The organism is Enterobacter sp. WPR_3_1 (genome assembly GCF_003635055.1).
In the GTDB taxonomy this organism is placed as follows: domain Bacteria; phylum Pseudomonadota; class Gammaproteobacteria; order Enterobacterales; family Enterobacteriaceae; genus Enterobacter; species Enterobacter ludwigii.
In genome coordinates this window covers 1-12901 of the sequence record NZ_RBXU01000015.1, presented here as the reverse complement: position 1 = coordinate 12901, position 12901 = coordinate 1, and the positions used below count along the sequence as shown (strand labels likewise).

19 protein-coding genes and 1 pseudogene are annotated in these 12901 nt (G+C 45.5%); 19 read left to right on the top strand and 1 reads right to left on the bottom strand.

The window, feature by feature from the left end:
- The first annotated feature begins 26 nt into the window (after positions 1-26).
- From BJ887_RS20900 to BJ887_RS23380, 5 genes are read left to right on the top strand one after another with little or no spacing between them, the layout of a single operon-like run.
- On the top strand, positions 27-1085 hold the full coding sequence (locus BJ887_RS20900; protein WP_229216867.1) for a DnaT-like ssDNA-binding domain-containing protein: 1059 nt from the start codon (positions 27-29) through the stop codon (positions 1083-1085).
- A complete protein-coding gene (locus tag BJ887_RS20895) occupies positions 997-1542 on the top strand; it encodes a replication protein P (RefSeq protein WP_229216883.1) in 546 nt (181 codons plus the stop codon). The genes BJ887_RS20900 and BJ887_RS20895 overlap by 89 nt, the downstream gene beginning before the upstream one ends.
- A gap of 14 nt (positions 1543-1556) precedes the next feature.
- Positions 1557-1793: a hypothetical protein gene (locus tag BJ887_RS23225; protein WP_229216885.1), complete on the top strand. Its 237-nt coding sequence runs from the start codon at positions 1557-1559 to the stop codon at positions 1791-1793.
- Positions 1769-1960: a PerC family transcriptional regulator gene (locus BJ887_RS23220; protein ID WP_380026012.1), complete on the top strand. Its 192-nt coding sequence runs from the start codon at positions 1769-1771 to the stop codon at positions 1958-1960. The genes BJ887_RS23225 and BJ887_RS23220 overlap by 25 nt, the downstream gene beginning before the upstream one ends.
- Positions 1961-1963: 3 nt before the next feature.
- Positions 1964-2107, top strand: coding sequence for a DUF977 family protein (locus tag BJ887_RS23380; protein WP_121340379.1), 144 nt, complete (start codon positions 1964-1966; stop codon positions 2105-2107).
- 47 nt (positions 2108-2154) lie between these two features.
- Here BJ887_RS23380 and BJ887_RS20880 read toward each other — a convergent pair whose 3' ends face one another.
- Positions 2155-3846, bottom strand: a complete 1692-nt coding sequence (locus tag BJ887_RS20880; protein ID WP_229216866.1) for a hypothetical protein — start codon at positions 3844-3846, stop codon at positions 2155-2157.
- A gap of 533 nt (positions 3847-4379) precedes the next feature.
- Here BJ887_RS20880 and BJ887_RS20875 point away from each other — a divergent pair.
- From BJ887_RS20875 to BJ887_RS20810, 14 genes and pseudogenes are all read left to right on the top strand, one after another.
- A pseudogene (locus BJ887_RS20875) lies at positions 4380-4612 on the top strand (DinI-like family protein).
- Positions 4613-4651: 39 nt separating this feature from the next.
- Entirely contained in the window at positions 4652-4885 is a 234-nt protein-coding gene (locus BJ887_RS20870; RefSeq protein ID WP_229216865.1) for a hypothetical protein, read from the top strand.
- Positions 4886-5169: 284 nt separating this feature from the next.
- Positions 5170-6741, top strand: coding sequence for a colicin-like bacteriocin tRNase domain-containing protein (locus tag BJ887_RS20865; protein ID WP_121340376.1), 1572 nt, complete (start codon positions 5170-5172; stop codon positions 6739-6741).
- Between the two features lie 9 nt (positions 6742-6750).
- Complete coding sequence (locus BJ887_RS20860; protein WP_023315840.1) at positions 6751-7005, top strand: colicin E3-like toxin immunity protein; 255 nt, start codon at positions 6751-6753, stop codon at positions 7003-7005.
- Positions 7006-7261: 256 nt separating this feature from the next.
- The gene (locus BJ887_RS20855; protein ID WP_121340375.1) at positions 7262-7462 is read left to right on the top strand and encodes a hypothetical protein; all 201 of its coding nucleotides are present in this window, start codon (positions 7262-7264) and stop codon (positions 7460-7462) included.
- Positions 7453-7821: a RusA family crossover junction endodeoxyribonuclease gene (locus BJ887_RS20850; protein ID WP_121340374.1), complete on the top strand. Its 369-nt coding sequence runs from the start codon at positions 7453-7455 to the stop codon at positions 7819-7821. Before BJ887_RS20855 ends, BJ887_RS20850 begins: the two co-directional genes overlap by 10 nt.
- On the top strand, positions 7821-8840 hold the full coding sequence (locus tag BJ887_RS20845; protein ID WP_121340373.1) for a DUF968 domain-containing protein: 1020 nt from the start codon (positions 7821-7823) through the stop codon (positions 8838-8840). The genes BJ887_RS20850 and BJ887_RS20845 overlap by 1 nt, the downstream gene beginning before the upstream one ends.
- A gap of 12 nt (positions 8841-8852) precedes the next feature.
- Positions 8853-9458: a hypothetical protein gene (locus BJ887_RS20840; RefSeq protein ID WP_121340372.1), complete on the top strand. Its 606-nt coding sequence runs from the start codon at positions 8853-8855 to the stop codon at positions 9456-9458.
- 307 nt (positions 9459-9765) lie between these two features.
- Positions 9766-10059 (top strand): hypothetical protein, encoded by a 294-nt coding sequence (locus BJ887_RS20835; RefSeq protein WP_121340371.1) that lies wholly within the window; start codon positions 9766-9768, stop codon positions 10057-10059.
- 49 nt (positions 10060-10108) lie between these two features.
- Complete coding sequence (locus BJ887_RS20830; protein WP_121340370.1) at positions 10109-10327, top strand: class II holin family protein; 219 nt, start codon at positions 10109-10111, stop codon at positions 10325-10327.
- Positions 10324-10860, top strand: coding sequence for a lysozyme (locus BJ887_RS20825; protein ID WP_121340369.1), 537 nt, complete (start codon positions 10324-10326; stop codon positions 10858-10860). Before BJ887_RS20830 ends, BJ887_RS20825 begins: the two co-directional genes overlap by 4 nt.
- Positions 10857-11390 carry a hypothetical protein gene (locus BJ887_RS20820; protein ID WP_229216864.1) on the top strand — a complete coding sequence of 178 codons (534 nt, stop codon included), beginning with the start codon at positions 10857-10859 and terminating at the stop codon, positions 11388-11390. Before BJ887_RS20825 ends, BJ887_RS20820 begins: the two co-directional genes overlap by 4 nt.
- A 154-nt stretch (positions 11391-11544) precedes the next feature.
- Positions 11545-12225: a hypothetical protein gene (locus BJ887_RS20815; RefSeq protein ID WP_121340367.1), complete on the top strand. Its 681-nt coding sequence runs from the start codon at positions 11545-11547 to the stop codon at positions 12223-12225.
- A 245-nt stretch (positions 12226-12470) separates the two neighbouring features.
- Positions 12471-12901, top strand: a 431-nt coding sequence (locus BJ887_RS20810) for a terminase small subunit (protein ID WP_229216863.1), incomplete at its 3' end; no start/stop codon positions are given.

The following is a 12901-nucleotide window of genomic DNA, read 5'->3' as shown; positions in this document are numbered from 1 at the left end:
ACCAATGAATTCAACCCGGAGGCTTCATGAGCATTGATGCAATGCGGTGGGCCAAGCAAGTTAAGACCGGAAAATCATCCAGTAAGGCGATCCTTACCTGGCTGGCTGACATGTGCGGCGCTGACTTGTGCGCTTATCCATCTGTCGCTGCGCTTGCAGAGGCTACTGAGATGGACAGAAAGACGGTGCTTGCAGGCTTGCAGCATCTGCAGGAAATCGGCCTGGTTGTCGATACAGGTGAACGGCGCGGCAGGACAAAGCAAATTCCTGTGTACAAGTTGGTCGGTGTTGAGGAAAGCATCCCCGATGCCGAACAGACCCAAAACCGGAACTCTTTAAAGGATCCCAAAAACAGGACGGTTAATTTGAACCGTACCGAAAACGGAACTGTTAATACAAACAGTGCCATTAACGGGACTATTTCAGGTGATAAGGGTACCAAAAACGGGATTGTTAACAGTTCGGATTTTAACCAAAGAGTACCGTTTTTCCCTTTAAACAGTCCCAAAAACGGGACACGGAATCTACCAAGGAACCATAAAGATCTAAACCCCACACATAGAGAACTGGTCGAACCTGTTATTCCTGATTATCCGGATCAGCCAGGTATCGGAATTGGGCAACAGCAGCCATTCGGCAAATTCCGGATGTTTAAAAACTGGAATCCAACAGCCGACTTTGCTCGACAGGCAAATCTGTGGGGAATGCCGATCAAGGCAGGCATAAATATCGAAGCCGAGCTGAGCAGCTTCATCGCTTACTGGCAAGCCGAAGGGAAAGTGTTTCATCAAATTCAGTGGGAGCAGAAGTTCGCTCGCCACCTGGATCGCGCAAAGGTTCTGAAAGCACCACAAACGGGAGGTACCAAGAATGCATCAGTTCGACCACAGCCAGCAGCATCCCGGGCTGTACAGCAAATACAGTCAGCACACGCAGAGTGGCGACGCCGGAACGGACTTGATGGCGACGGAGACAGCGTGGCGGTTATGGCAGGTGATGGGGGAAATCTTCTCGAACCGCTGGACGCAGAAGAATGGGGCAGAACCCACGGCCCTGTGGATAGCTCAGATAGGTTCGATGACTGAGAACCAGATCAAACTGGTTTGTCAGCAATGCATGGACCGTTGCGCATTAGGTAATACATGGCCCCCGGATCTTGCTGAGTTCGTTTCGCTGGTTTCAGAAAGTGGTGCAAATCCGTTCGGGCTGACATCTGACCGGGTGATGAGTGAATACCGTCGCTGGCGTAACGAGTCGTATCGTTTTTCGGGTAGTGACAAATACCCCTGGTCCCAGCCGGTGTTGTATCACATCTGCATCGAAATGCGCAGAACTGGTATTGAGCGTCAGATGACCGAGGGGGAACTTAAAAAACTGGCTGAGAAGTTATTAACCAAATGGACAAAGCACGTTAGTAACGGGCAGTTGGTTCCACCAATCTGTCGCCAGCTTGCTGCACCGCAGCATCCGGCAGGGCCAACTCCGGCACAGCTACTGATGGAAGAGTACCAACGCCGTAAAGCGGCAGGTTTAACCAACTAATCGAGTATTGACCAATGACCAAAACATTAACCCAAAAAGAGCAGGTTGCTGTATTCGTGCGCTACCAACCGAACTGCGTCGTAGGCGATGTTTCCGATGCGTTGGACTTGGCTGGCGGCACAGCCGGCAGGTTGCTGCGTGAGCTCAGTGACGAAGGCGTGATCATTCGATCACGTGATAGCGGTCAGTACCACACGCGGATATTCAAGACGTTATCATCCCGTGCATGGTGGAAAATAGTGATCCAGTAGGGATGCAGGCTGCTGAGCAGAAAGCGAAGGCATTTGAGGATAAGGGGCTATGGCGAAGAGCTGCTGCGGTGTATTCAGAAATGTTTGGCATAGCAGGTAGTGCTGTTGAGGTTGCTCGTATCGCCAAGCGTCTTAAAGACTGCGTGCGCCAGGCGGGGAGGGCGTAACCGATGCCGAAACAAAAAACACACAGTGAGCGAGCTCAAATCATCACCAGAATCATTGGGTTGGTGAAAGTGCATGGCCGTATCACGATGAAAAATGTAATTGCGATGATCGATTTGTATTGCATTACCACTAAGTCAAAAGAGTAATAGTTTGAATATATTTAGGATAAGAAGCCCGTGAGGGCTTCTCTTCTTCATTTTTTCAAAACGAAAAACTCTCTAGCTCCAGGGACAATTCTGTCTACCTTCACCCCGGCACTAGCACCGCTAGTTGCTGTTGCTTCATTAATGGGAATTCTATTTATCTGAATACCCACAATAGATAGCAAATGCCAATTATTATTTTCATCTTTAACCACAACGCTATCATCTTTACTTATCGTTGTGTCTGGTGTTGAAGTTAGATCAAAAGAATAAACACATATTTCACGGAATACATGGTCACAGGTTAAGGGCATCAAGGATTTTCGAAAATCAATAAGTCCGCGTTGGTTAAATGCTTCTCTCACCTCATGTTTCTCAATTATTCCTGATTCAATCATATGATAGACTTGGAACAATTCATATGTGTAAGTCATGCCTCTACGAGCTATAGCAGCATCAAGGATTTGATGGTCGAAGAATGGCGGGTTTTTTCTCTCTTTGGGATTTTTCTGGCGTTGATGATTTACAATATAGATGCCTTTATAATTCTTGTTGGGATTGGCCTCTTCACGACGGTAGACTATCTTTGAAATTTGTGCGCACTGGTCATCAGATGATGTCCCGCCAATACCTTTCACCTCGAAAAGATAGACTTTAGAACTTGTTTCTATATTTAAATCTTCCTCAAATAGTTCACCATTACCTTCATTAACATGTTCATCAGGAATTATAGCGTTTTCGAATCCGATATATTCGAGGAACCACTTCACAGAAATTACAAGTTCATCATCAGTCGCTGTCAGTAAAGCTTTGGTTTTTATATTCTCATCTTTTTTTGACAAGTCGCTTAACTCTTGCTGTAGCTTGGCAAGATTTCTTTCGTAATCAGAATTTAGGGCTTCAATCTCATTGGACTTTGTCTTTTCTTCATGTGAGATGTATAAATCGCTATTGATCCATTGAAAGCTACCATTATTAGGAAAATATGACGAAAATAGTGGTATGTCAGGTAAAATATTGTTGAATAATTCATTTAAGAATTCGGTTTGATTATTTATTACAGGTAGGAAGATAAAAGGCTTTTCTTTTATCATGGTAATGAATGATATTACCTCGCCAGCTTCATTCTCGGCTAATATAACATCACCTTTTGTTATCCCATTGAAAATTACATTGTAACTACTACCATGCGCGTACTTAAATATCAGGTCGGTTAAGCTTTTTGAAATTATATTGTCTGGTTTCTTGAAGCGATAACCTGTTCTATCAACTACATCAAGGTAAGCATTATTAAATTCATACGTATTATAGTTTAAATCCTTTTTATTCCTTGCTGGGCCGCTTTCAATTGCATAAATAACATTTGTGTTACTGCCGCAAAAAACAATGACTGCTTGATTTTTTCTAGTTTCGAATATTCGTGCGCTGATTATGGACATATCGATAGGGAGCAAGTCTACATACGAAGGTGTGTGTTTAAAAAACACATTAAATGAAGAGGTTCTTCCTGCTCCATGACTGAAGTTACTAAGCGAAGTATCTATGACAATGATTTCTGCTTCGTGAATGTTTTCAGGGATATTGTGCAAATAAGGAATTGATGTCGACAATAGAGATTGTTCTTGTAGGACTAAACCATTCAATTTACATCTGTGTGCATTAAAACCTGATGCTTGAAGCGCTTTGTCAGAATTTAAAGTAGTATTTAAAAGGTAGATTAGTGGAATAGTATGGCCGTCCATTTGATATCTTCCAGACAGTTAAAGTTGAAATCAATACGATCATTCTACTCTACAACACCCTGAATCTTCCCCTACTTTTTGGTTTGATTTTGATCGTTTTGTGTTCTAAAACACGCACACAAGGCTACCTTACCATTTGCACCTTCGCCGGATATTGAAACAATATAACTTTATCCCAGTGGAGGTTCTTACTGATATACGACCAAAAATTATCTGATGAAGCGTTAGCAATGTTCGCTACTTTCAAAAAGAAAATCCATACAGTTACGTTACGGTATGAAGCAGATTAAGCGAAATCCTCAGTACTATCCAACTTTCGAGTGACCGAGCCAGCTGTTGTACAGTAGGGGTAAGGCCGTATTTTAATAACTCAGCTAAAACAATTAGATAGACGCTAAACTTTATCCACGAATAGCGGGGATTTTTTTGACATCACTTGGTAGCCATCTTAGCAATTCGTGCTGTTATAGCGTTGATCAAATTAATACATGGGTGTACTGTATAAATATACAGTTAAGGCGGCAGAGGCATTTATGAAAGTTGAATTAACCATTGATTGTACTAAAAACTTCCTAAGGGCGCGGTCCCGGCACTGGAAAAAGAACTGTTAAAACGGCTCCTGAATCGGTTCGATGAGTGCAGTCTGGTCATACGCCGCGCAGGTTCCGATGGATTAAGTATTTACGGTGGCGAAAAAGAAGCTAAGAAGAAGGTTGAGGAAATCCTCCAGCAGACCTGGGAAAGTGTAGACGACTGGTTTTATTGATAGAGCATGCAAAAATTTTCCAGTTTGGAGGGGAGATTGGTGAAACAAAAAGAAGATTTACCAAACAAGGGCTACGCGGTCATCAGATGCCACGATGGGGTTATCGTTGCAAGACTGCACTCATTTCCAGATTGTGACCGAGCTTTGATGTATAGGCGTGGGGATATGGTGTCGTTCACTCCTTTGCGGGACGAAGAAATCATTGGTACACCAACGCTATTTACCCAAATGTTGGAAAAAGCAGGGTATCGGGTTCACTTGCCATCAAGTTAGTTTCAGATAAGTAAACATTTCAATTTTGAATATAGAGTTGTTGGTGCAGCAATAACTCTATGTTCTCCATCTCGGAATCGACTTCATGTCATTCTGCAGAAGGATTCCCTTTCCATATGTATCTCTCCCAACCAACTGTTTTAGAGATAATAAAAAACTACCAATTTTCGTTATTTGTATCTTTCCACATTGACTTTAAAGCAGCTCGGGAATAGCATAAAAATACTGTATGCATATACAGTTATTGGTGTTATTTATTGATTTTAAAGTCAAAGAGGAATTTTATGCCTAACGAAGATACTATTAATGTAGATGGTAGTTCTGGCAGTAACGATAGCGGTATTCATTGGGGGGGCGGCGGTAATGGAGGCGGTAACGGCTCTAATTCATCCGGAGCGAACCTTTCAAGTACACCTGAAGCACAGAAGCCAGCATCATTCGGTGTACCCGCTGTCATTGGCGTTTATGATGGTATGTGGGGTTTCACACTCTTCACCAAAACGACGCTTCAGGAAGCGATGCAAGCAGCGCTGACCCGTGTTGAGCAAACTGCAGTTGCCGCAGTTCCACTTGCCGGACGTCTCCTGGGAGCAACTATTGGTGCTCTGATTCCATCTGAGATCGCAAAAGATGATCCCCGTATGATGGCGACGGCTCATCTGGTTAACTCTTTGCCATTTGATAAAGTTTCGACCACTCCCCCCGCTGCATTACCGACTCAGAAAGCTACAGTTGTTCACACTCGAATTGCTGATATTGTTGATGAAGATGGTAAACAGCATATCGCTGTGGTCAAAAGTAAAAACATGCCGATGAGCGTTCCGGTTGTCGATGCGAAACCAACGAAACGCGCAGGGGTTTACACTGCTGGTGTAGTTCCGGGTAAACCAGATCTACACGTGAAAGTTGATACGGGGAAAGCACCGGCTGTATCACAATCAAAAGGTATTCAAAAAGAGCAGGGACAATCTCGTTTCCCGGGGTTCACTTCTGGCCAAAGCACTCACGAAGCCGTGGTTCGTTTCCCTGATGGCAAAAGCCCTCCTATTTATATTTCCGTGACGGAGGTGAGCACCCCTGATCAAGTTAAAAAGCGACAGGAGGAGGAGAAACGTCGTACGCTGGCTTGGGCTTTAAATAACCCGGTTGAGGCTGCAGCTAAAGAAGATAAAGACGCCGGAGATGAGTTGAGTCGTGCTCAAGGCGATATTGTAAAAGCTCAGGAGCGAATTAACAAAGCTGTTCAGGCGATCCCTCTGCGTAAGAGTGAACTCGACGACTCTAATAAACGTGTAGAAAATGCAAAGAAGTTTGTTCAGGAAACTTTAAAATATGCCCATGACCAGAGCCATCCTGGCCATCGTGTATTCCAGCAAGCTGGTTACCAATTGGGGTTAGCCCAGGAGGATGCCAAAAAACGGCAAACAGCCTACGATGCATCCCTTAAAGAAAAAGTAGATGCTGAGAAAGCTCTGAGTGTTGCTGTCGAAAGCCGTAAGCAGAAGGAGCAAAAGAAAAAGGCTTCAGAGCAAAAACTGGCTGACGAAAAGAAAAAGCCGCGTAAAGGTGCAAAAGATTATGGCCATGATTATCATCCTGTTCCAAAAACTGATGAAATTAAGGGGTTAGGTGACCTGACCAAAGGTGCACCTAAAACACCTAAACAAAATGGTGGCGGTAAACGACCTCGCTGGTATGGTGATAAAAAGAGTAAAATTTACGAATGGGATTCCCAGCATGGGGAGCTTGAAGGTTATCGCGCGAGTGATGGTAGCCATCTGGGCGCGTTTGACCCTGCATCGGGTAAGCAGGTCAAAGGGCCAGATCCGAAGCGCAACATTAAAAAATATCTTTGAGAGGGATTTATGGGCTTAAAAATTCGCATTAGCTGGTTCGATAAGAAGACAGAAGATTTCAAGGGCGAAGAGGTATCTAAAGACTTTGGAGAGGATAGTTCAGTAATGGAGAGCCTCGGTCTTCCAATGAAGGACAACCTCAATAACGGTGAATTTGATATGGATAATGGGTGGGTGCCATTCTTGCAACCGCATTTCCAGAATCGAATTGATACCAGCAAGTTCAATTACTTTGTCGCCTTCGATTATCGTGACAAATGGTAATTTGTCACTGACTATGTAATGTTGAAACCGGGCTTAGGCTCGGTTTTTCTTTATATTGCTACAAATAAATAATGTATTCCTTTCTGTTTTCGTATCACTCTCAACTCTGTTAGACTTAATTCATAGGCCTGAACACCCTATACCTGCTGCGCCACTGGAGACAAACCATGGCGCAAGAAAAGATCAAAATTAATTCCTCACTGACCCTTATTAGGGCCAGCGATTTTCTTTTGCCTCTGCAACTGCAGGAGGTGGCATGAAGAAAAGCTGGTTCACTCACACCGGTCTGACAACCGAAGAAGCCAATGAGCTGGTGGCACGCTATAAGTCTAAAGGCGTTCAGGTCGAGAAAAGCCTTGATATTGACCCTCGACTTTGGATAGTCAGCGCATTACTACCTCAGCAAAAATCCTCAGCTAAGACGGCGCAAAGTATGTGTTCCCGGGCATGGGGGTGATCGTGACAGTCTACAACATCCTCCCGATGGGTAAGCCACGCATGACTCGTGCAGACAAATGGAAAAAGCGCCCTGAAGTTATGCGTTACCGGGCCTTTTGCGATCACGTCCGGCTGCTGGGCATTTACATGCCAGAGTCAAATTCACACGTTACCTTCGTTCTTCCGATGCCGAATAGCTGGAGCAAAAAGAAGCGCGCAGAGATGAACGGGCAGCCCCATCAGGGTAAACCCGATCTCGATAACCTGATGAAGTCTCTGATGGATGCGCTCTTCGAGGACGACACGCATATCTGGGATTCAAGGAAAACAAAGCTCTGGGGCGAAAATGGGCAAATTATTATCAGGGAGAGCGAGTGATGCGTGCTCTTCTTCAACCTGTTATTGCGAGAGAGCTGGGTGTCGTTCTGTTGAAGCCGGGCAGAGAGCTGATGGAGTTGTTCACCGCAGGAAGAGTGTTGATCGAGCGCCAGCCTGAAAGCATGGCCGGGTGTCAAACTGGTCGTGTTTCGGATGCGCGGCAGCCACTGGCTGAAAACGAGCAGCTGCGAAGCTTCTTTTTGAATGAACAGGTTCTGGCTGCTGCTGGTGGTATAAGCGGGCTTGATTACTGGTTGCTGAAGTACGGCGGCGGCGATTGCCAATACGCTCATAGCGATTACCACTACCACGAACTAACCATCATGCACCATGAGCCAGGATCCATCCTGCTTTGTGGCTATTGCGATAATCACTTGCGAGAGCAGCGTACCGAAGCATTGGCAGAGCTGGCACGCAGAAATGTAATTGTCTTTGTTTTGGATTCTGTCCGCATTCATCTCTGCCTGGACAAAAGCCGGGAGATCTCACTTGCAGAGCTCTGCTGGTGGGCAGTTCGTAAAGAAGTTACGGATGCACTTCCAGAATCATGCGTTCGTGAAGCTCTTTGTATGCGTGAAGAAAGTCGTATTGGACGAGAAAGTGACATAATTCCCGAAGTACCGGCCACCAGCATCCTTGGGGAATTAGTTTCAGCGGTCGACCTACCTGATGCGCTGACAGAACCGCTGGTGGGCGTGATGGTGGATCCAGCGCCGCCTCAGTCTTTCATGCGTCGACCAAAGCGTCTGCGCTGGGAAAGTCGCAATTATCTGAATTGGGTGAAAACACTGCCCTGTGAATGCTGCCAGCAGCAATCAGACGACCCGCATCACTTAATCGGGTGGGGGCAGGGTGGCATGGCAACTAAAGCGCACGACATATTCACCATTCCACTTTGCCGCAAACATCATACCGAACTGCATAACGACCGCCTGGCATTCGAGCGCAAATATGGCTCGCAGCTGGAAATGATCATTAGAGTGCTGGACCGGGCCTATGCGCTCGGCGTTCTGGCGTAAGGAGAGAACAGGATGACACCACGTCAACGCCGTAACCATATTGAAGCGCTGGGTAGAGCAGCGAGTGCGCCGCGTAAAAGCTGGCTGGGTAAAAGCATGCTTCTTACAAGTATCCAGTCGGCCTGGATTAAATCATTGCTGACAACATGGGGAGACGGGGTAAGCGGTGGAACAGCACCTCGCTTGCCTCGCGCTCATGCATGCTGGGATGTTCTTAAGGGCGGGCGATGGTCGGATAAGGCATTGTCTCGCTTTACAGCTGCACTGGAACAAGCTCGAGTAGAGGGATTCAGAGGGCCGCAGGCTTTAAATCGTGCTCACGCCATTTTGTGGCCACAGCCAGCCACCAGCATTATTGATGAAGCTATGCACGATGATGACGTTGATTTTGTCGAGCAGTCAGTGCTGCAGGCGCTTGATGTAAATGACCCGGTTTATATCGTCGGTCTGCAGTATTACACCACACGCAAAAAAATCTCAGACATTACGCGGGAGTTACAGTCGATCGCACCGTGGCTAACGGATTGGGAGGCCAGAAAAAGAGTTCGCTGGTGCCTGGAAATATTCAGGGCTAAGGTCTTTTTATCTACGCGGAAACTCTTGGCTGAGCAGAGCTGAATGATTGGTCTTTGACTTTTCGTGCTCTATTTCTATTTATATATTGAAAACGAGCCAGGAATTTAGATAATTCATTCATGCTTGGCAGAGCTGCACCGCGATGGCAGCGAACTTAAGCGACAATTTGAAAAAACTTTAAACCCCGCCTGTCGGGGTTTTTTGTTATCCGGCGATACGACAGGGGTATTCGCGAAGGTGCATTGCACCAGTACCCCTGTCATATCGTCGTTGTATTCAAGAAGGGAGTAAGCTTTGCCGGACACATCAAGCATGTGAGAAAATCTTTTTTTTGGATGAAGGAGACAGCATGCTTGAGTGGATTTACGAATATGTAAACGGAATATTAGATCACTACAAAGCGATGACGACGATCGTATTCGTGATTGCAATTTTGAAAATTTTAGTCCCCCCTTTCTTTTGGGTCCTTGAAAAAATATCCGACAGATCACATAAAAAAAAGCTTCTGAAAATATGGACAGACGCTGGATACAGCGATGAAGAGGCAAAACTCTTTGTTGAGGCATCCGAGTCCCATCGAAAAAAACCAAAACCTAGCCTCTTTACCTTCCTAAAAAAAATTACCCGTCGAAAGGCCCAATAAGGGCCTTTTTTATTACTTCAAACGCACTCGCACACAGCGAGGTGAGAGTATGTATCGAATGGACAAAATAACTACAGGCATCTCCTACGGCGCGTCAGGAGGTAGTGCCCTTTATTGGTTTAAAAGGCTGCTTGATGGTTACAGCCCTGAACAATGGGCGGCCATAGGTGTGATTGGAAGTTTACTGTTTGGCTTACTGACCTTTCTGACCAATCTGTATTTCAAAGTAAAAGATGACAGAAGAAAAGAGGCCCGAGGTGAGCAATGAAAACCAGAGCTAAACTGAGTACGGCTGTTCTGGGGCTTGTGCTCGCTGGAGCACCGGCCACAGTAATTCTCGATAAATTTCTTGATGAGAAAGAGGGGAATACCACCACAGCTTATCAGGATGGTTCAGGGGTTTGGACAATTTGCCGGGGTGCGACACTGGTTGACGGGAAGAAAGTCGTTAAGGGCATGACTCTCTCGCAGGCCAAATGTGATCAGGTGAACGCTATTGAGCGCGATAGGGCGCTGGCATGGGTAGACCGTAATATTCACATCCCGCTTAGTGAACCTCAGAAGGCGGGAATAGCTTCTTTCTGCCCCTACAACATCGGGCCAGGTAAATGTTTCCCATCGACGTTTTACCAGCGTATTAACGCCGGTGACAAAAAGGGGGCTTGTGAAGCGATCCGTTGGTGGATTAGAGACGGTGGCCGTGATTGCCGTCTAACCAAAGGCCAGAAAAATGGTTGCTACGGTCAGGTAGAACGACGGGATCAGGAAAGCGCTCTGGCATGCTGGGGGATAGAACAGTGAAATTTAATCTTTTCCCAGTTGCGATTGTCATCATTGCTGCCCTGTCAGTAGCACTCGTTAAAAGTTGTTCAGATGCCAGCAGCCTGCAGAGTGATAACAACGTTCTGAGAAGTGATAACACTTTGCAGGGGCAGGTAATTGCCACTCAGGCATTCAACTTCAATCGGTTCAATCAGATTGCAGAACATGCCACTAAGCTTAACTCCCTGATCGACACCAGCACCGAAGAAACCGTAATCGAATACCGGGAGATTCTCCGCCGTGAAAAAACCTGTGATCTGCCTGTTCCTGCTGATGTCGCTGGTGGGCTGCTCAAATACGCGCACCGTTTACGTGCCAGCGCCATGCACACCGATACCAACGGACCTGATACAGCCAATGATCGTGCCGCTGCCGCCGGGTCAATAACGTACTGCCAGGCTGTGCTCTGGATTAAGCCACTGCTGGCTGTTATCGAAAAAGGTAACAACAATTTCGCTGGGATTCGATCGATTGAGCAGGAAAGAAAACTAGAGGAGAAACGAAGATAATAATGATATTGTGTTGTTAAAGGTCACAAAAGCAACAAACGCCGGTCAGTACTCGATGATGGGCTTCGAATGTTGAAGTTTCGATTTTTATCATCTTGAATCAAGCTTCTTTTGATATTAATCTAAGAAAAATATTAAATCATGAGTGAAGTTGATGTCCTTTTTAACTGATTTTCTAGATAGTCCTGAGAAATTATATTCATTTTTAGGTGCTGCAGCAGCTATATCTATTCCGCTTTTTGTAAACACCATCAAAGACTTTTATTTTGATTTTAAAAAGAGAAGCGTTGAGAAAAATTATATTGTTGTGCAGCTCATATATTTACTTGATGATTTTGTATTCAAGTGTGGGGAGGTGTCATGGGATATGGGTTATGATCCATTCTTCCCTCCACCGAACGAAAATGATTACAGCCCACAAACTAAGGTGCCAGACTTTGACTTGTCTTCAGTTAAAGGGGATCAAAAGTACCTCGAACCTATGATGCTCTATAGGTTACAAGGTGTTATTTTAGAGATGGCCAAAACAAAGGAAAAGTTGAGGGAATTTACAAATCATCCTGAATTTGGTCCAGAGAGAATGGATGATTATTTCACAATGCGTCGAAGAGAATATGCCGAAATCGGTTTGAAGGCTGCAAACATAGTTAAAGAATTAAGATTGCATTTCAAAATCCCACAGAGGGACGACTGGAATCCAAGTGATACTATTATCCAAAGTATTAACCAAATGAATCGTTTAAGGGCTTTCGAGCAAATAAACAAAATGGAGCGAAAAGCACGTAGGGTAATGGAAAAACACTACAAACGCACTCAATTGACGCATAAAGCATAGTTAATGGATGGGTAAAAAATTTGGGGCGGGTCCTTTTGCTGGATTCGGCATGCTACGGGGCGGCGACCTCGCAGGTTCTCGCTATTTATGAAAATTTTCAGGATTTTGCCGTTTCCGTTCTTCTTCTTTATAAGTCATTGTATTTTCTGGGTATAACCAACAAAAAGAAAGGAAGTATTAAAGCCTGGTAGTAGTCATTTTACCCGGCATGGTTTCCTTACCCTGTTTTTCGCCTGGAGTTCGTCATGGAGGTCAATAAAAAACGCCTTTCAGAGATTTTTGGTGTCAGCATCCGCACGATCCAGAACTGGCAGGATCAGGGAATGCCAGTTGCGCGAGGTGGCGGTAAAGGGAATGAAGTGCTTTATGACTCTGCCGCCGCAATTGAATGGTATTCCGCCCGGGACGCAGCGATAGAAAACGAAAAGCTGCGCAAAGAGGTTGAACAGCTGAGAGTTGATTCTGAATCAGACCTCCAGCCTGGCACGATTGATTATGAGCGCCATCGGCTTACCCGAGCCCAGGCTGATGCTCAGGAACTAAAAAATGCAAAAGAGTCCGCTGAGGTGGTGGAGACCGCATTCTGCACGTTCGTGCTGTCGCGGATAGCCGGAGAAATTGCCAGTATCCTTGATGGAATACCTCTGTCGGTTCAGCGGCGCTTTCCGGAACTGGA